At 30.0% G+C, this 19,443-nt stretch carries 14 protein-coding genes; 2 read left to right on the top strand and 12 right to left on the bottom strand.

The features are described 5' to 3' along the window. Positions 1-36: 36 nt before the first annotated feature. Entirely contained in the window at positions 37-2,430 is a 2,394-nt protein-coding gene (locus tag ACY3IT_RS01500) for a hypothetical protein (RefSeq protein ID WP_463083029.1), read from the bottom strand. Positions 2,431-2,514: 84 nt separating this feature from the next. Between ACY3IT_RS01500 and ACY3IT_RS01495 the strand changes: the two genes are divergently transcribed. Then, positions 2,515-3,831: an HD domain-containing phosphohydrolase gene (locus tag ACY3IT_RS01495; protein ID WP_463083028.1), complete on the top strand. Its 1,317-nt coding sequence runs from the start codon at positions 2,515-2,517 to the stop codon at positions 3,829-3,831. Here the strand turns inward: ACY3IT_RS01495 and ACY3IT_RS01490 are convergent. Further along, the gene (locus ACY3IT_RS01490) at positions 3,818-4,729 is read right to left on the bottom strand and encodes a response regulator (RefSeq protein ID WP_463083027.1); all 912 of its coding nucleotides are present in this window, start codon (positions 4,727-4,729) and stop codon (positions 3,818-3,820) included. The two genes, ACY3IT_RS01495 and ACY3IT_RS01490, sit on opposite strands and share 14 nt — an antisense overlap. A 179-nt stretch (positions 4,730-4,908) precedes the next feature. Here ACY3IT_RS01490 and ACY3IT_RS01485 point away from each other — a divergent pair, with 179 nt between their 5' ends. Beyond that, positions 4,909-6,060, top strand: coding sequence for a glycoside hydrolase family 18 protein (locus tag ACY3IT_RS01485; protein WP_463083026.1), 1,152 nt, complete (start codon positions 4,909-4,911; stop codon positions 6,058-6,060). Between the two features lies 1 nt (position 6,061). Here the strand turns inward: ACY3IT_RS01485 and ACY3IT_RS01480 are convergent, their stop codons facing one another. From ACY3IT_RS01480 to ACY3IT_RS01435, 10 genes are all read right to left on the bottom strand, one after another. Next, positions 6,062-7,069, bottom strand: a complete 1,008-nt coding sequence (locus tag ACY3IT_RS01480; protein WP_463083025.1) for a spore photoproduct lyase family protein — start codon at positions 7,067-7,069, stop codon at positions 6,062-6,064. Continuing rightward, the gene (locus tag ACY3IT_RS01475) at positions 7,038-7,868 is read right to left on the bottom strand and encodes a 5'-methylthioadenosine/S-adenosylhomocysteine nucleosidase family protein (protein WP_463083024.1); all 831 of its coding nucleotides are present in this window, start codon (positions 7,866-7,868) and stop codon (positions 7,038-7,040) included. Before ACY3IT_RS01475 ends, ACY3IT_RS01480 begins: the two co-directional genes overlap by 32 nt. A 54-nt stretch (positions 7,869-7,922) precedes the next feature. Beyond that, the gene (locus tag ACY3IT_RS01470; protein ID WP_463083023.1) at positions 7,923-9,974 is read right to left on the bottom strand and encodes a beta-galactosidase; all 2,052 of its coding nucleotides are present in this window, start codon (positions 9,972-9,974) and stop codon (positions 7,923-7,925) included. 83 nt (positions 9,975-10,057) lie between these two features. Beyond that, a complete protein-coding gene (locus ACY3IT_RS01465) occupies positions 10,058-10,210 on the bottom strand; it encodes a hypothetical protein (protein WP_463083022.1) in 153 nt (50 codons plus the stop codon). 699 nt (positions 10,211-10,909) lie between these two features. Further along, the gene (locus ACY3IT_RS01460) at positions 10,910-11,308 is read right to left on the bottom strand and encodes a DUF1284 domain-containing protein (RefSeq protein WP_463083021.1); all 399 of its coding nucleotides are present in this window, start codon (positions 11,306-11,308) and stop codon (positions 10,910-10,912) included. 25 nt (positions 11,309-11,333) lie between these two features. Then, entirely contained in the window at positions 11,334-13,274 is a 1,941-nt protein-coding gene (gene pabB, locus ACY3IT_RS01455; RefSeq protein ID WP_463083020.1) for an aminodeoxychorismate synthase component I, read from the bottom strand. A 55-nt stretch (positions 13,275-13,329) separates the two neighbouring features. Beyond that, positions 13,330-14,631, bottom strand: coding sequence for a UDP-glucose dehydrogenase family protein (locus tag ACY3IT_RS01450; protein ID WP_463083019.1), 1,302 nt, complete (start codon positions 14,629-14,631; stop codon positions 13,330-13,332). A gap of 10 nt (positions 14,632-14,641) precedes the next feature. Further along, positions 14,642-16,927, bottom strand: coding sequence for a flippase-like domain-containing protein (locus ACY3IT_RS01445; RefSeq protein WP_463083018.1), 2,286 nt, complete (start codon positions 16,925-16,927; stop codon positions 14,642-14,644). Continuing rightward, positions 16,893-18,503: a prenyltransferase/squalene oxidase repeat-containing protein gene (locus ACY3IT_RS01440; protein WP_463083017.1), complete on the bottom strand. Its 1,611-nt coding sequence runs from the start codon at positions 18,501-18,503 to the stop codon at positions 16,893-16,895. The genes ACY3IT_RS01445 and ACY3IT_RS01440 overlap by 35 nt, the downstream gene beginning before the upstream one ends. Next, positions 18,496-19,437: a glycosyltransferase family 2 protein gene (locus tag ACY3IT_RS01435; protein ID WP_463083016.1), complete on the bottom strand. Its 942-nt coding sequence runs from the start codon at positions 19,435-19,437 to the stop codon at positions 18,496-18,498. Before ACY3IT_RS01435 ends, ACY3IT_RS01440 begins: the two co-directional genes overlap by 8 nt. Positions 19,438-19,443 lie beyond the last annotated feature (6 nt).

Raw genomic sequence — 19,443 nt, 5'->3', positions numbered from 1 at the left:
ATAATAATACTACTTACAAAAATGTATGTCAAATTTTTAAAAATTTATAGTACCTTTTACACCTATCTGATAAATAGAAAGAAATTGGTCATTTAATATATTATATACATATTTTATGTAAAAAATATTATCTTTTAGCTTAGAAGGAGAATAGGAAAAGGATAGAGTATATTTATTGGCAGAATTACTATAACCTTCATGGGAAAGTGAAAATTCATTCTTTCCTTCGAAATAATTAAAGGATATAGATAGACTTTGGAGATTTGTTCTATAAAGGCCAAGGTTATAGGATGCTGATTTCCAGTTTTGGGATATATTTCCTTTTAATTCCCATGTGTTAAATTTTCTCTTTAGATTTAGATTGTAACCTGTATTTTGAAAATAGTCATTGGAATAGTCATTTCTGTAGTAATCAATGCCTAAATTGGCTTCGTAAGGTGCAAGGTATAGTTTCAAAGTAATATTTGAGGATAAAATTCTTCTACCTTCTATTTCATTGTAATAGAGGCCAAAGTATAAAGAGGAAGGATTAAAATAATAAGTAGCATTTAGAGAAATATTATTTTTTATTTTCCCAAGGTAAGTATTTCCTGTAATATTTATCCAAAGGGAGGGAAGAATCATGCCGTAAGTAGAGAATGAAAGTACTTTATCTTCCTTTAGATCTTTTATGATTTTTTGATAAGACAAAGAGAGAGAAAGGTTTTGGAATTTTAGCTTTAGGCTAAAAGTATCAGTTTTTGTAATACTCTTGAAAGGAATATAGGCTTTATAATTTACAGTTATGGTGAGTCCAGAGGGTGGAGGATTTTTCCCATTTTCATCCTCAAATAATATATTTAATAGATTTTCCTCTATGGTATAGCTTACGGTATAGGTTTCATAAGTACCGTCTGGTAGATAATATGTAAAGGTCCCATTATTTTCCACATATACATTATTTATATAAATAGATAGATCTTGAACAGGTACATAATTGAGCTCAAAAATTGAATTGTATCCATCGGTGATAAAATTTTGGGTAATATTTATTGGAGAGGAGGGATTTAAATTTATATTTTCTTTGTAGATTTCTCCAAAACCTATTTCCCATGATCTGTTTGATATGGTGATTCCTGCATTTTGCTGGTTTTCTTCTAAAATAGAGCCAGATGAATTTATATTTTTCTTAGATACGGATATATAAAGCTGGGTGTTGTCCGTTTTTGGTTGAAAACTGTAAGAATAGGTACTTGCTATATAGTTTTGGGAGATTTCTTTTTGATATCCAAGATTTAAAAAGGCTTTTGTATATGTAAAAAATATTCCATTGGTAATATTGTCCTTTTCCTTTTTATAAGATAAAAGGATATTAGAAGAATATATATTCCATTTTGCATTACTTATAATTTTTTCTCCATCTTTTCCTTTAGAGAAGTTAAAAAGAAGATCTATGAAAGAGGGATTTAATTTTAAGTTTAAAGAATAGATTTTTTCTCCTGAAGTAAGATTTAGGTTTCCTAATACTTGAGGTATATATGGATAATTTTTATCTCCAAATAGGTATTCAAAGTTTATATTCAATATTGGTAGTGTTAACGAATATTTTATATAATCTGCATATCCAGAATAAATCTCGTCTAAGAAGGAAAAAGCTCTTCTTATTTCTAAGGATTGGAAATTCTTTTTAAATATAATATTCCCTTCTAAAAATCTTCTATTAGTTTTAGTATTTGTATCTTGTAGATTTATAAAATTCATGCCAATAAGACTATAAGATAGACTAAATCCATATAGATTATATATCTCTTGAAATCCTGAGGCCTCATATTCTATAAGTAATTCATCATCTTGGGATATAGGGAAGCTAAAATATAAAATCCCATAGGTATAGTCTATAATATAATCTGTATCTCTTTCTAAGGATTTTCCATTTAAAAAGACCCTTTCTTTATTTGGTACAAGAAAGAAGTCCCCTATGAAATAGGGACCCTCTGAATTATTGCCATATATTTTAGCTATCTTCTTTTTGCTCTCAATCTGGGATACTACAAAAAGTATATTTGACTTATCGTTTTTATAGTTCACATATATTCCATTAAGGATTTTATTGTGAAGGGTTAGAGGAGATAGGGATAAAGATAAATTATTACTAAAATATAGAAGAACCTTATAGGTGTCTATGGAAAGGTTTATTTTTTCTACAGGTTGAGAGAGATAATTAAAGGATAGAGATAGATTTGGTAAGAGATAGTTTAATGAAAATTGAGAGTTTTGTGAGAGGTATAATCCCTCTTTTATATCTGAAGAAAGGTAATTAAGAGAAGTTTCTCCTAAAAAGTAAGAGTAATAAAGATTTAAGTTTAAGTTTCCTCTAAGATCTAAGCTTTGAGGATGAGATATGTTAAGTAATATGATAATAAAAGTGACAAAAATTATTGTTCTCTTCATAAATTTAATATTATTATACTATATAATATAAAAATACTATATAATATAAAAGGGTATATGTAGAAATAAGGAGATCGTTTTTTAATGAAAGATGATTTGGAATTTGAATTTTCTGTTTTAATAACAGATTTACATGGAAAAATTCTTAATTGTAATAAGAGTTTTGAAGAGTTGTCTGGTTACTCCAAGGAAGAATTGAAGGGGGTAGATATTGAAGAAGTATTAAAGAAAGATAATCTTTTAACTAAGAATGGAAATAAGGTAACTATACATTACCATGTGTTTCCCATTGTAAAAGAGGATCTTTCTGTTTATGTACTCTATGATGTTAAAAAGTTAAAAGAGATTTATGAAGAAAACCTGATGATCTTTCAGGAGGCACCTGTTCCTATTATTGAGCTTGATATTGAGAATCTTATGGTTTATTTCGACACTTTAAGGAGAATTGTAGGAGAGAATCTTGAGGCCTATTTTAATACATATCCCGAGGCCATATTTGAATTCATACATAAGATAAAACTCGTTAGGATGAATAATGTTTTTGAAAAGGAGTATGTGGGTTTTTCCTTTGAAAATTTTAAAGAAAATTTCTTTAATTATTTTACTGCTCAAAATCTTGATATTGTAAAAAGGGAGATTATTAAGTTTTACAAAGGAGATAAAAAGTTGGATTTTGAACTTGAAGCCTATGATCCAAGTTATGGGATTAGAGATTTGAGATGCATTATATCTATCTTTGAGGAAAAGAAGGCTGTGGCATATATTGTAGATGTTACGGAACAAAAGCATCTTCAAAAAGAGTTAAAAAATTCAGTTTCTAAATTGGAACGTTATTCCCAACAGATAATAAAAACCCTATCTTCAATTATAGAGCACAAAGATCCTTATACAGCCAACCATCAAAGAAGGGTTGCAGAGCTTTCTAAAAGAATAGCTCAAGAGATGGGGTTTTCAAAGGAAAAGATAAATGCAATTTACATAGGGGCTCTACTTCATGATATTGGTAAGATTGCAATTCCTACGGAGATATTAAATAAACCAGGAAAACTTACTCCTATTGAGTTTGAGATTGTGAAGACGCATCCTTTTAAAGGATATGATATCCTAAAAAATATAGATTTTCCTCCAGAGGTTTTAGATATTGTGTATCACCATCATGAAAGGCTTGATGGTACAGGTTATCCTGATGGATTAAAGAATGGAGATATAAGTCTGGAAGTGGGCATAATATCAGTGTCGGATGTGGTAGATGCTATGTCATCTCATAGGCCTTATCGTCCTCCTCTTGGTATTGATACAGCCCTTTCTGAAATAGAAAAGTGGAAAGGTATAAAGTATTATGAAGAAGTGGTAGATATTTGTATAAGGCTATTTAGGGAAAAGGGTTTTAACCTTTCTTAATAACAAGTTGTAAAGAAGGTATCTCTTTATAAGTTATATAGGTGGCGATAATTTCTAATTCCTCTTCCTTAGATATTAATTTTCCTTTTAGATTGAAGCTTTTATTTTCATGATTTTGAAGAAGAAGTGCCTTAAATTTGGCAAAATAAAGGGGAGTAAAGGATAAAAGATCAGTAATTTTTTTCCCTATAATTTCTTCTTTTTTTATATTGAAAAAGGATAATGCATATGAATTAGTAGAGATAATCTCTTCATTATCTTTTCTAATTACTATAATGGGAGCAGGAATTCCTTCAATAAGAACATCATATTCACTTTCTTGTTCTTTTATCTTAGTGATCTCTTTGCTTAATTTATCTATGGTGTTTTTAAGTTCTTTTATTTCTAAACTTTCTTCAAATTTTTTCTCATACACTGATAAAAGTAAATTTAATATTTGGATTTGGGATGTATTTAATCGATATCTTTTACCGAAAAGAGTAAACTCTATAGATGGTTCAATAATTCCAGTTTTTCTTAGCTCTTTCAAAGACAATAGATATTGGAGGGTAGAGATTAGGTAATTAGCATTATAGGGCTTCATTATGAAACCATCTGCTCCCACTTTTATCCCTTCCACAATATCTTTGGGATCAGATAGGGAGGTAAGGAGAATAAAAGTTATATCTTTTGTCTTTTCGTTTTGCTTAACAATTTGGCAGAGTTGGAAGCCATTAAGCTCTGGCATTATTACATCGGAGATTATGGCTTTGGGAGAGTGATCTTTAAGGATTTCTAAAGCCTCTTTTCCATTTAAAGCAACAAAAGAAGAGTATCCATATTTGCTGAGAATTCTTCTTAGATGCTCTGCTTGGGCTGGCGAATCTTCTACTATTAATACTTCCTTCTCTTCTTCCATATATTATCAATACGAGTATATTGTTTTTTTTTTATTTTAATTGAAAACTTGAAAATTTCAATAGGAGATCCTCCTTTTTTATATATTATTCAATGCTAGTTAATATTTAGTTAATATAGTTGACTATATCTACCTAAAAATTATATAATATTAATCAAAAAAATTAGGGGGGATTTTAAATGAGAAGATTAATTTGTTTGCTATCCACGATATTTCTTATTTTGTTCCTTTTTAATTCTTCTTTTCCAAAAGATGGCTATTTTTTAGTAGGAACCTATATTAGGACATGGCCCTTGGGAGATACAGAGGAGGAAATAAGTAAGGGAATATATTGGAAGGGAGATGATTTAAACCTTAAGGGAGTTGATGAGTTAATTATTGCCTTTGGATTGATAAGAAATGGCTCTGAAATATTTATACCTGATGTGGAAATGGGTTTTGATTTAAAATCAGAGGTAAAGAAATTAAGGGAAAGATATAAAGATTTAAAGATAATAATTTCGGTAGGTGGGTGGGGAGCAGAAGGATTTTCAGATATGGCTAATGATCCTAAATTAAGAGCTGAGTTTTGTGTTAATGCTAAGAAAATGATCTTGGATTATGGTTTTGATGGTATTGATATTGATTGGGAATATCCTGTGGGTCCTGACTGGGGTCTTCCTATAAGGACAAGGCCAGAAGATAGGGAAAATTATGTGATTTTACTTAAGGAATTAAGGGATATGCTTTTAAATCTTTCAGAAACTACTGGTAAAAATTATTCCTTATCTGTTGCAGTTCCTGCCTCTCCATGGTTTCTCCAAAAAAATGATGTAGTGGCAGTTTCTAAGATAGTAGATCATTTGAAGGTCATGAGTTATGACTACTATGGATCTTGGAGCTCTACTACAGGGCACCATGCAAATCTTTATAACAATCCAAAGGATCCTGCTTGGGGAGGATGGAGTACTGATCAGGCAATAAAACTTTATCTAAATGTGGTTCCTCCAGAGAAGATACTATTAGGAGTACCTTTTTATGGAAGAGGCTGGAAAGGAGTTAAGAATGAGAATAATGGATTATTCCAACCATATAAGGAGAGTATAGATGCTATTTCTTGGGATGGGATAAAAAAGCTTATAAGTAGTGGAAAATTTAAGAGATATTGGGATGATGTTGCTAAGGCTCCATATCTCTTTGATGGAGATACCTTTATTACATATATGGATAAGGAAGCATTAGAGTATGTTATTGACTATGTAAAAAGAAATAGGCTTGGTGGAATTTTTGCTTGGGAATATGCTCATGATATGAAAGGAGAGCTTTTAGAATATATATTTTCTAAGAGATAATTTAGATGATAAAGATTTTTTCCTTGGGTATGTATGAAGAAACATTATCGATTAAGAAGTTTATCATTTCTTTTTTAAGCCCGTAAGGATAGGTATAGGCGTTGTCACCCTCTTCGTAAGGGAAGAGGGTGACCTCATTTATAAAGATTTTTTTCATTCTTTTGAAATAATCTTTTGGGATTCTAAAGACCCCTATGGATAGATCATAGATCTTAGATGGATCAATTTCTTGAAATATTCTTTGCACAAATCTTTGATATATCTCTTTATAATCTTCCACATAAATAAGGGGATCAAAATTTAGTCTTACTGTCCAATTGTAATCTATAGCTTTTTCTATGGCTTTTATTCTAAGATCTAAGGGTGGTGTTTTTTCATACTTTTTAATGATCTCATCAGGAAGCAATGTCCAGGATAAAATTATGTTGTCCTTTTGTTTTATTTTTTCCCATAGTTTATATTCTGCTGATTTGGTTCTTACTTCAATGATTAAATCCTTCTTATTCTCAGCGTAATTTAAAAACATGCTAAAGAAAGGAATGATATTTTCGAGGGCTAAAAGGTCTGTATTATAGGATATGGAAAGATAAATAGGATGATCTTTTAAAATTTTGTCTATTTCTTTAAAGTAATCCTCTATGTTTACAAATACCACTATATGGGCTGAAGGATACATCCCTTTTAAAAAACAATAATCACAGCTAAAGATACAGTTAAGGATTAATGTAGTATAGTAAAAATAATATTGTCCGAAATTGGGACATAAAGGGGGGCCTGGATATATAAATTCCTTTCTTTTCTTTGCCAATATTAGTTTTCTGCTTAGCTCTTGAATTTTGTAATTTTGGTTTGATCTTGAAAATACCTCTTTATAGTTATCAATCTCTATAATTATTGATTTAGGAAATCTATTTAGGATTTTTTCTGTTATAGAATGAAATAGAACCTCTTTTTCTACATATATATGGGAAAAGGGTCTAAGGGTAGAGAAGTTTTTTAATTCTTTCAAAGTATTCTTTCCTCTCCTTTTTTGAAGTAACTTTTATATTAAGGAAATCAAAGATTTCTTTGGGAATACTACCTTTTCTTATTATATAGCCCTTTAAATATTTCTCCAATTCATGGGTCATTGAGAAGGTAAGATTTAGGCTGTCTTTTAGCTTTTCTACAATATTCTTTATATTCTCCTCTTCAAATGGTAATTTCTCACATTCGTTTAATTCCGATAAAGAGTAAATAAACCTTTCTATCTTAGGGATATGATTATAAATAAGATTAGAAATTTCTCCCTTTTCAATTTTTTCGTAATCTAAGAAGTCGTAGACAATCTTTATACAATGGGTATTATGGGGAGGCAAAAAGAAGGAGGCTGATTCAAAAAATCCAGCACCTTCCATATCTACAATGTCCCCTTCTATTTTCTCTTCCATATCTTTTTTTACAGGTGTCATAAAGCTTTCAAGAATGCCTTCCTTCATGTCGTGATTTACAATAATATCTGGATAAAAGGCTCTTTTTGAGTAATGATTTATGATTTTATGGCATAAAATAATATCACCTTTTTGAAATTTTCTATTTTGGGCTCCACATATTCCTAAATTTATGGCTATGTCCTTTTCTTGGGCAGAAAATTTTGTCAATAAATAGGTAGTGCCTATAGAAGATTTTATCATTCCTTCCCTCGTTAAAATAAGAAAGACCTGATTATTGGAAAATGTTTCAAATTTTGATGATGGAATTTTTTTTAGTTTAAAATGTTCTATTAATGGTTTTGCTTCAGGATGAAAGGCTATAACAAAAAATATCATAATTTGGCCTTTCATGGAGGGAGAAGATTATTTCTTCCCCCTCCCTATATATTTTTATTCCTCAAGGATTAGTACTTCTCTTGGAGGTATCTCTATCTCTCCTTCGTATATTTTTCCAGATATAAGGTCCTTTTTTCTATTTCCAATATTTATTCTTTTTGCTTCTTCTGTATGATTTAATACAAAGGTAAATACTTTGTTATTTTTTACCCTTTGAGTAATTTCAACTCCATAAGGTACATCTTTGAATAGTGGTTCTATATGGTGGGCTTTAGATATATATTTTATTAGGTCCTTTAAAAATTCATGGGAGGCAAAGGATCCCACATAGTAAGCATATCCATCTCCATACTTATTTACAGTAATCACCGGTTGGCCTTTATAATAGTCCTTTGTATATACACCTATAGCCTTTGCTGTGTCCTTTTCAAAATGGATTACATCAAATACTAAGTTGCATTCATAGGCTTCTTTTGAAAATTCCTTTTTAAATTCATCTGTTATTTGAATCTCATTTTTCATTTCAGGTGGTAAGGCATCAAATTCTTCTACCCATATTCCAAGAAGATCTCTTAATGGGGCGGGATATCCTCCCAGATATACTAGATCATTTTCATCTACTAATCCACTTAATGTGGTTGTTATGAAAATTCCACCTTTTCTAACGTATTCTTTTATTTTCTCTGCCGTCTCTTTCCTAATCATGTAAAGGAGAGGTGCTACTACTACCTTATACTTTTCCAGACTGTCTTCTATTCCTATTACATCTACACCCATAAGATTTTCAAAGAGAGCTCTGAAGTAACTTTCTACACCTCCTACATAGTTTATTGCTGTACTTGGACCTTGAGAGTTTTCAAGAGCCCACCAATTTTCCCAATCAAAAATAACTGCTGTCTGAGATTTTACTTTGCCACCTAAAAGGATATCTCCTAAATTCTTTAATTCTTCTCCCAACTGTTTAACTTCTTGGAAGACCCTTGTGTTTTCATGTCCTGCATGGGAGATAACAGCTCCATGGAATTTTTCAGGTCCTCCTCTTGATTGTCTTAATTGGAAAAACATAACTGTATCTGCACCTTGGGCGACTGCTTGGTAGCTTTGAAGTCTCATTACCTTTGGCCTTTTTATATAACAGTAAGGTTGCCAATTAGTTTGACTGGGAGTTTGTTCCATAAGCATGAAGGGTTCTCCTTGTTTTAGGCCTCTCATTAGAGAGTGCCTAAAAGCAATACTAATATAATCATCGGTTAGGTAAGGATAACTGTCCCATGAAACCACATCCATATGCTTTGCCCATTCAAAATAGTTGAGGGGTTTAAAAGTACCCATAAGATTTGTGGTTATAGGTATATTAGGATTGTACTTTTTTATTATATTGTATTCATTTAGATAGCATTCCAAGATACTTTCAGACATAAATCTATAATAATCAAGTACCATGCCTTGAGCTACAGTTGAAAGCTTTCCTGTCCACCAGTGTTGAAACATTACGCTCCTTAATGTGGGAGCTGTTATCTCATTCCAATCATAAATTGTTTGACTCCAAAAAGTAGTATACCATCTCTTGTTTAACTCTTCTAATGTACCATATTTTCTTTTTAGCCAATCTCTAAATCTTTTTGCACAATTATCACAATAACAATAAGTCCCATATTCATTAGCTATATGCCATACTAAAACGGCAGGATGATTGGCATACCTTTCTGCTAATTTTTCTACCAATTTTCCTGAAAAATATCTATATATTTTGCTGTTGGGACAAAAATTTACTCTCCCTCCATGTACCCTCTTATCTCCATTTATATCTACAGGAAGAATCTCTGGATACTTTACAGACATCCAGTGAGGCTGAGAGGCGGTGGATGTGGCAAGACAGATGTAGATTCCGTTTTTCCAGAGATTATCGATGATCTCATCCAGCATTGAGAAATCATAGGTATCTTCTGAGGGTTGTAAAAGAGCCCAAGAAAAGACGTTCACTGTAGCAATATTGATGTGGGCTAATTTAAAAAGTCTTACATCTTCTTTCCAAACTTCTTTGTCCCATTGTTCAGGATTATAATCTCCCCCATACCATATGTAGGGCAACTTAGGATTTATCATAAAAGACGACCTCCCACACTATTTATTTTTTATAGCCCTTTTATCCAATAATACACTGACTTTTATGATTAAGTAAAGATGGATTATTTTAAAGAAAATGGAATGGTTAATTTTTTATCTGCGTTTTTATCGGTTATTATTAAATATTGATAATCTTTATCATCATTTAAAATAATTCCAGAGGGAAGGTCTTTTACTATGTAGTTTTTGGGTAGAGCCAGGGTTATGCCAGACAACTTTTCGTTATTTGATAAGGTTATTTTATTTTCTGAGAAGTTGATATTGTATTTTGGGGGTTATTGATACTAAGGAATTAGGCCTAAAGTTGTACCCATGATTATCGGTAAAGTAAGCCGGGTTCCAATTTGGGTGTTCATATAAGATTCAGAGAAAGTTTTAATATCATATGGAAATCTTGAAGGAAAAAGAATAAAAAATGCGGAAGAGATTGAAATTAAGAGAAATATAAATATGATCCAAAGTTGAATAGGTTTAGCTTTAATAAATTTTGAAATCATAATGCCAAAAATAGATAGAAATAATGTAAAAAGGGGAAAATTAAGGGAGGATATTTTTCCTTCCATATCTAAGACACTATATATTTTTAGAGATATTATTTTCACTTTTTACTATATTTATGTCCTGAATATGGGAAGGAATTTCTTGGTAGATTTACACATAAAAAGGGTTACTTGTGGATAGAAGGATAAGAGGAATATTTCAAAAGGTAAAACTATAAGTATCAAACCAAAGACAATGCTATTTATTGAGTAACTGAATTTTCTATAGGATCTATGATATTGAATAAAACTATCTCTTTTAATATATAGTTTATGTCTTGGGAACTTAACGTTTTAGATTATAATAATTTCTAAATTTTTGCAAGAAATATACTTGAAAATAGAAAAAAAATTAGGTTACACTCTATATTTAAATTATCTGAACAAGTTTTTTTGAGAACATAAAGGAAACCAAGAGCAATTTTTACAAAAATTTTCAAAATTTGATCTTGTTAGTGTTTTAAAAATCAATCTTTTTATGTCGAGAAAATTATATTTTTCCCTTATGGTCAAGTTTAGATAATTTATAATTTCCTTATCTTTTGTTTCTATCTCCTTAGGATAGCTTTCTCTTAAACACTTATCATTTTTTAAATATGGGCATTTATCACAAATACTATCCCTTTCCGCAACTAATATAAATAAAGAGTTTTCCTCTAATTTTTCTTTTATTTTCTTCATATTTTCAATAAATTCCTCAGAATATCCTTTACCTTCAAAATGTAATAAACAGATTAGATGATGTCCTCTTATTTTTATATCTTTATCCTCCATATTTTTTTCCTTAGGTATATCTAAATTAGGTTTTGTAAATTTTTACCTCTTTTATTCCAAAAACAGCATTTGTAATAAATAATTTTTCTGCTTTAAAAACTTCTTCTACATTTATCTTTTTCTCTTTAATTTTTTCTTTATTCCGTTCTATCAAAAACCTTTTAAATACGCCATTTAGTAATCCTGAGGATTTTGGCGGCGTATAGTAATGATTTCCTATTTTAATAAAAATATTAGCCCGTGATGTCTCTGTAACTTCACCATTCTTGTTAACAAATAATACATCAAAAAATTTTTCTGAGTGTTTTTTATATTCTCTATTATAAAGCCTACGGTTAGTGGTTTTATGATACAAGAAAACATTGTTTTTATCTACCAGGTATTTGGAGAGGACAATCTTTTCCATATTTTTTGAACAAAAGTTTTTTATATCATATACAAATTTTTGTATTTCTATATCACCATTTTTTGAAAGTAACAGTCTTATTCTGTATGCTTGTTCTGTTAGATTTTTTCTTAACCTGTATAACTTATCTAAAATTTGGTCTTCATCAAATTGGAAATCAAAATATAAAGCTGAATTCTTAAGTCTTTCTAAATGATATGTTAAAAGAAAATATCCTTGTTCAAAATTCTCTTTTGTGATATTTAGATTTAAGTCATAAAAATTTTTAATCTCATTATTAAAGTTAGCACAATACAAAATTGTTTCAATTAATCTAAACTTTGGAACTTTTGTTACTAAAAACTTATACTTAAGCTTGCATTCAGCATATTCTTTTTGAGGGTCAGAATCTGCAACTATTCCACTTCCTATCCCTAACTCACCTTTTCCATTTTTGTCTATCAACAAAGTTCTTATTGCCACATTGAATACTGCATCGTAATTTGGTTTTATAAATCCTACAGAACCCGTATAAACATACCTTGGTTCTGTTTCCAGTTCTTTTATTATTTGCATACTTCTAATTTTGGGGGCACCAGTTACAGAACCAGAAGGAAATAAGGAATGAAACAGTGTGTATAGATCGATATTTGGTTTTATTCTTGCTTCTATTGTAGAAGTCATCTGAAATAAGGTTTTATATTTTTCTATTTCAAGAAGTTTTTTTGCTTTTACTTCACCCAATAAAGAAATCTTTCCCAAGTCATTTCTTAAAAGGTCAACTATCATTATGTTTTCTGCACGGTTTTTGATACTTTTTTGTAATTTATAGGCTTGAATTTTATCTTCATAGATATCTTTACCTCGAGAAATTGTTCCTTTCATGGGTTTAACAATAACAATATCCCTAGTTTTTCTAAAAAATAGTTCTGGTGAGAAGGATATTATAGAAAAATTATTTGTTTTAATAAAAGCACAATAGGAGACACTTTGGGTTTGTTTTAGTTTATTGTATAATCCCAGAATTGAACCTGTAAGGTCAAACTTTAACTTTATTGTGTAGTTAATCTGATAAGTATCACCGGAAAAGATATAGTCCTTTATTTTCTTTATGTTTTCCACGTATTCTTTCTTGGAAATATTAAGACGTAGATTAGTTAATTTAAACCTTGGGTTTTTCTTATCAAGTTTTATAGGGGAAAAGTTATTTATTAAATCAACTCCTTCTTCAAAAACTCCGGTTTTATGATTATAGATTATTGGTCTTTCATAGACATAAAAAAAGGCTAATGGAAATTCAAGATTATAATCCACATTGTCCTTATAATCTAAAAAATATCCAAGTTCATAGGATAAAAATCCTGCAAGATAAAAGCCTTCTTGAAGTTTTTTCTCTAATTTTTCAAAAAATTCTCTTATATTTTGTGTTTCTTTAAGTATTAACTTTTCTTTTGGGGAGAAGAAAATATAGGAAAGAAAATTATCTTCATCAATTTTCAATGTTTCATATATAGCAAACTCTTTTTGTGTTAGAATAACTTTTTTTACAACATCTTCGAAACTGTACATTATATACCCCATAGAGATCTTTATATTCTTTATGGATCTTCTCTCTCAACTTTAGAGTTTGAAATTTTTACTCTCTTCCTACGCCTCTATAGATAAATCCATGGTTTTTAGCTTCCTTAGGATCTAATATATTAACGCCATCAATAATGATAGGCTTTTTCATAAGTCTTTTTAACTTTGTAAAATCTACTTTTTTAAATTCATTCCATGCGGTAAGAATAAGCACTAAATCTGAATCTTTTGAGGCTTCATATATATCATTGCAATATTCTATTTCTTTTATGATTTTTTTTGCCTCTTCCATACCGTAAGGATCATAAGCTTTTATATTTGCTCCGTCATTTTTTAATAAATTTATTATTTTTATAGCAAGAGAATTTCTCACATCGTTAGTGTTAGGTTTAAATGTAAGTCCCCATATGGAAATGGTATAATCATATAAAAGATCAGAAAGTTGCTCTTTTACTTTATAAACTATATGTCTTACTTGATGTTCATTCTTTTCTAAGATAGCTCTTAAGAAATCAGGTTCATATCCACTTTTTTCTGCCATCTTAATGAGTCCCATAAGATCTTTACTAAGACAAGGGCCTCCAAATCCAATTCCTGGGCTTAAATGTTCTCCTCCTATTCTTTTATCGTATTTCATTCCTTCTATAACTTCAAAGACATCTACAGAGAATCTCTCACATATATTGGCTATCTCATTGATGAAAGATACTCTCATGGCAAGGAAGGCATTGGAGGCATATTTAATTAAGATTGCGGTTATGGGAGTGGTTATTACTATTGGAGCTTGAAAGGGAGAAAATAAATCTTTTAAAGAGTTTATTACATAATCCTTTTCTGCCCCGATAACTATTCTCGAAGGATTGAAAAAGTCATAAACCGCTTTTCCTTCTCTTAGAAATTCAGGTACTATTGCTAATTCATACTCATCTCCTTCTTTTTTACCTTCTTTACTAAAAATCTCTCTTATTTTGGATAATGTTCCTATGGGAATTGTGCTTTTTATAGCTATTATTTTTCTATTCTTTAGAAATTTACTTATGGATTTTGCCGAAGATATTACTTGAGATAGGTCTACCTCTCCATCTTCCTTTGAAGGGGTATTCACGCATATAAAGATAATTTCTGATTTTTCTATTGTTTCTTGAAAGTCTGTAGTAAAGAAAATTCTTTTTTCTTTTATATTTCTATTTAAAAGTTCTTCTATCCCTTCTTCGTGAATGGGAGATATGCCTTTCTTTAAAAGATTAATTTTCTCCTCATCTATATCTAAACATATTACTCTATTTCCTACTTCTGCAAGTCCTAATGCTGTGACAAGGCCAATATATCCAGTTCCTATAATTCCTACGTTTCTCATCTTTTTCCTCCTAACTTTCGTATGAATATATTACAACTTTATAAAAATCTGTCCTGTTTTTGTATTTAAATTTATTATCAAGCCATTCTTTTATTTTTAAAGTTCTTGGATTTATATCGGATAAGATTAGAATAATCTTTTTATAATTCTTAATTTTTTGTTCTATATTTTCAGGAGAGAAAAAATCTGGATTCACAGGAATATATGGGAGCCTTCCTCTATTGTAATATTCAAATGGTCTATAGTAAAAAGGCTCACTAATTAATACTATATGCTCTTCTTGAGAATTCTCATGGATATACCTTACCACCTCTCTCCATGGACGATTTAGGTAGCTCATGCGCTGATAATATGATATGTTTAAAAAGAGATATGTTCCAGTGATAAACAATATTATTATGGTAATTATGGGATAATATCTAAATTTCTTAATTCCTCTTGCCATAAGGATAAAAAGAGCAGGTATAAAAGGAGAAAGATATCTACTACTATAAAAACTTTTTCCAAAAGAGGAGATTATAATTAAAGTTATGAAAGGTATAAAAAAGTACGAGATATTTAATAAAAAACCTTTTTTGTTTTCATAAGGTGATAATAATCCCAAAATAATCAGCCCACAAAATATTATAAATAAGAAGTAGTGTAAGTTTAGTCTTTCAAGGAGACTTCTTGCAAACCCGAAAAAGGCTTGATAAAAGGAGACACTAATAGTGTAGAGGGAAAGTTTTTGAGCCCCTTGATATACTTCTGGAGTATTTCTTGTGAAGATTACGTAAAGCCATGGAGAAAAGAAGAGTAATGTTATAAACTGTATTATAATCCAATTTTTAAGATTCTTAAAATTTTTTCTTTGGCATATGAACATATAAATGTTTTCAGCTATTATTAGAAGACTTGAGAAAAAGTGAGTATAAAGCAAAAGAGAGTTTATTATTAGGAGTTTGATAAGATTTTTCTTGTTAAATTCTTTATTGCTTAAATCATATATATAGTTTAGAGATAGAAGGGCTAAGAAAGTAAATAATGGATACATTCTTGCCTCTTGGGAAAAATAGATTAAAAAGGGGGATAGAGCAAAAATAAGTGAAGAAATTAGGGCTGTAGTTTCATCATAGAGTTTCTTAACTAATTTATATAAAAGGGGAATACTTAAAACTCCAAAGATCATAGAAAGAGATCTTAAGGCTAATTCTGAATCACCAAATATGCATGTCCAAAAATAAACAAGTATAAAATATAAGGGGGGATGAATTCCTGTTTGTGATCTATTGAGAATAATGCCTAAAATTCCGGTTTGGGATATTTGGGCAGTTATAGCTTCATCAAGCCAAATACTCCTTTCTGTTATTTTATAAACTCTTAGAATGAATCCTATGATGGTAATTATAGGAATTAGACTGCTTTTTTTTATATCTTTGTTTAATTCTACCAATCCTATAATAGCAGGAATTGCTGTATTTATTAAGAATAACAAAAAGGCACTGTTAAAGGAGGCTGCTTGAGAAAGACCTAATCTTCCTAAAATAAAGACTGCTGTTCCTTCCCTAATACCTAATCCCCCAATTGTAATAGGGATGAGATTTACAAGCATGACTATAGGGTAGCCAATAAAGGTGGATAAAAAAGAAAATTTTTCAAAGGAGTTTGCTAAAAAGTATACCTCTACTAATACGATAGTGTAGGATAATAGAGAAAGGAGAAAGTTTATAAGAAGGGTTTTCCTTTTTATTTTTAAAAATCCTTGTATAAAATCTGGAAATTTGTTGAAGGGAAATATGTTATTTATGTTTTTTATTGCTCTTTGATAAAAAATCACAAAGAGAGAGAAAAGAATAAAGATTCCTAAAAGAAAGGAAATAAATTTTCCAAAGAATATATAAAAACCTGCTAATGCAAGGATTAAAACTGCTAAAAGGTCAAAGGCTTTATCAAGTATGACTAAGCTTAAACCCTCTACCCTTTTTTCTTTGTCAATATTTCCAACTCTTGCTATCTCTCCTACTCTTCCTGGAGTTATAAGCCCTATACTCATACCTATAAAATAGCTTTCTGCAGATTTTGAGAGACAATTTTCTTTGGATAAGTCTTTTAAGAGTAGATGCCATTTGATTATCTTAAAGAAGGTAAATAGAAAACCAAAAACTACAGCTAAAAATAAAGGTTTTATGTTTATGTAAACAAGGGATTTTACTATTTCCTTTGTAGGTATTTTCTTAAATATAAAGTAAAAAACAAGAACAGTAATTATTGACTTTAAAATGTTAATAAGTAAGTTTTTCTTTACCTTCTCCATCATACTCTCTTCTTATTTTAATAAATTTGTTATTCACTTCTAATATATGATAGCTAAAAGAATCTTTCAAATCTTGTATCTGGAAATATCTTGAGGAGGGTATGAATATGTATGGATTTTCTACTCCAATTCCTATCTTGTCTATTATGTAAGGGGAATTTATTTCTTCTTCAATGACAAATTTATCTTCCATTACCTTTATTTTTCTCTTAAGAAAAATAGGTCCTCCTTTTTTATAGGAAATAAGCATTCCTCTTAATATATTTTTGATCAAAAAACTTATTTTTTTATTCCTTCCAAAAGTTATCTGGAATAATCTTAACAGTATGTTTTTTAAAGGTGTCATTTTGTTAAAGGGAATCTTTAAAAGGTATCCTTCTGTAATGTAACAATCTTGAGAGTATATTTTGGAGCCTGGGTTTAAAAAGGGTGAATAAATTTTGCCTTTGGTATATACTATAGGTCCACTATCTTTTAGAGAAAAGTTTGTTTTTTTAAAATCTATCCTGAAGACACCTTGCTTTTTAAGATTTCCTACAATATAGAAATTTTCATTACTCTCTATAAATATACCGCTTTCTGGAAAATATTGGGAAAATTTTTCTTCATAAATAGGACTTTTTAATTCTCCATTATAGAAATTTTGGTGTGCTTGAAGATAAGTATAGCCTATATAAGCAAGATAACGATCATCTAAGTTAAAGGGGCCAATGCCTTTTTCTTCTTGTAGAGCTTTTCTCAAAGAATATAAGATTCTTCTTGCGGAATCATTCCATTTTGCTGAGTATTCTATTCCAGATGGGATTATATATTTTGTGTTTCTGGAGGCATATTCACCTCCAAAAGAAAGGTCAGGATGGGAGAAGTAAACTAAGAAATTAATGGCCTTTGTTATCATGTGTTGTACTTTTTCATTCATTGTCTTCTCATGATATTTTGAAAGATAGTCAATAGCTAAGGATAGATATCCTATATCTGGACCTTGATATTCTGGAAACCATCCTTCTTCCTTTTGTATCTCTTCTAATTTTTTTAATTTCATTAATGCTCCTTTTTTAAATCTTTCATCCGATGTTAATAGATAAATATTGTACAAGGATATAATACTACCTGCTACTTGATTGGAGGCTGAAAAGTCTTCATGGGATAATAGAAATTCACCTGCCTTTTTTAAATGCTTTATTACTTTATCAGTATCTAACTTCTCCTTTAAGATAATTAAAGTTTCTGATATAGCATAGGTAGAAAATGCTGTAGCTACAAAGCTATGTTCATTAGGATACCATTCCTCGAAAGATCCATCATTCTTTTGTATTTTGCACCAAAAGTCTATTCCACCTTTAATAAAAGATAGGATCTTGTTGTCTTGGAAGTAGATGTTTTCAGGGTCATTTAAATTATAAAGAAGAGCTAATGTTAATACTGCTTCTTGAAATCTTGCACAAGCAAAATCAGTAATATTGTAATGCCAGAAATTTCTATCAAAACAACCAAAAGTTGGACTTTGGAAATTCTTGTCCAAAAGACCTAAGAGTCTTGGGATTTCAGGAAGAAGCTTTTTTAGATATATACTACTCAAACCCTACTTCCTCTAAAATTAGATATTCTTTTTTTCTTCCATGGGTAAGATGACTTAGCATCTCGCCTATAAGTCCTATAGATAGAAATTGTATACCTACGATCATTAATAATACTCCAAGAGTTAGTAGGGGTCGTGTACCTATCTTTTCTCCTGTTATAAATTTGTATATTACTAAATATAGGTTTATTAAGAAGCCAAATAAGAAAAACAATATTCCAGTACCCCCAAAAAAGTGCATAGGTCTTTTAAGGAATCTTGTTAGGAATATGACGGTTATCAAATCTAAGAATCCTTTAATTATTCTTTCCCATCCATATTTTGATTTTCCATATTTTCTTTCATGGTGGGTTACAGGAATCTCTGTAACGCTGAAGCCTTTGCTATAGGCTAATGCAGGAATATATCTATATAGTTCTCCATAAATTTCTAAATTTTCAATAACCTCTCTTCTGTAGGCTTTGTATCCACAATTAAAATCATGTATATTAACACCAGAAAAAAGACTTGCTAATTTATTAAAAATCTTTGATGGTAATGTTTTTGTAATAGGATCTTTTCTTTCCTTTTTCCAACCTGAAACTAAATCGTAACCTTCTTTTATCTTTTCAATAAATCTGGGGATTTCTCTTGGATCATCTTGAAGATCTGCATCCATGGTAATAATGATATTACCTTTCGCTTTTTGGAATCCAGCTGATAATGCAGAAGCTTTTCCAAAATTTCTTCTGAATTTTATTATTTTTATTCTGTTATCCTCTTTATGGAGCTCTTTTAAAACTTGGTAAGAATTATCTGTACTTCCATCATCAATAAAGATAATTTCAAAAGATAGATTTAAGGGGGTGGTATTCTCAACTATACCCCTGTATAGCTCTTTTAATGTGCTTTCTTCATCCTTTACAGGTATTACAAAAGATACATCTATCTCCATGTATTT

Source organism: Dictyoglomus sp. GBS (assembly GCF_055179815.1).
The sequence above is the reverse complement of the archived record's forward strand: the minus strand, read 5'-3'. Positions and strand labels throughout refer to the sequence as shown.

Coding starts and splice junctions, on each gene's coding strand:
- ACY3IT_RS01485 (WP_463083026.1), top strand. CDS start 4,909: ATGAGAAGATTAATTTGTTTGCTATCCACGATATTTCTTATTTTGTTC.
- ACY3IT_RS01500 (WP_463083029.1), bottom strand. CDS start 2,430: ATGAAGAGAACAATAATTTTTGTCACTTTTATTATCATATTACTTAAC.
- ACY3IT_RS01460 (WP_463083021.1), bottom strand. CDS start 11,308: ATGGAGGATAAAGATATAAAAATAAGAGGACATCATCTAATCTGTTTA.
- ACY3IT_RS01475 (WP_463083024.1), bottom strand. CDS start 7,868: ATGATATTTTTTGTTATAGCCTTTCATCCTGAAGCAAAACCATTAATA.
- ACY3IT_RS01495 (WP_463083028.1), top strand. CDS start 2,515: ATGAAAGATGATTTGGAATTTGAATTTTCTGTTTTAATAACAGATTTA.
- ACY3IT_RS01470 (WP_463083023.1), bottom strand. CDS start 9,974: ATGATAAATCCTAAGTTGCCCTACATATGGTATGGGGGAGATTATAAT.
- ACY3IT_RS01450 (WP_463083019.1), bottom strand. CDS start 14,631: ATGAGAAACGTAGGAATTATAGGAACTGGATATATTGGCCTTGTCACA.
- ACY3IT_RS01490 (WP_463083027.1), bottom strand. CDS start 4,729: ATGGAAGAAGAGAAGGAAGTATTAATAGTAGAAGATTCGCCAGCCCAA.
- ACY3IT_RS01445 (WP_463083018.1), bottom strand. CDS start 16,927: ATGATGGAGAAGGTAAAGAAAAACTTACTTATTAACATTTTAAAGTCA.
- pabB (WP_463083020.1), bottom strand. CDS start 13,274: ATGGGGTATATAATGTACAGTTTCGAAGATGTTGTAAAAAAAGTTATT.
- ACY3IT_RS01435 (WP_463083016.1), bottom strand. CDS start 19,437: ATGGAGATAGATGTATCTTTTGTAATACCTGTAAAGGATGAAGAAAGC.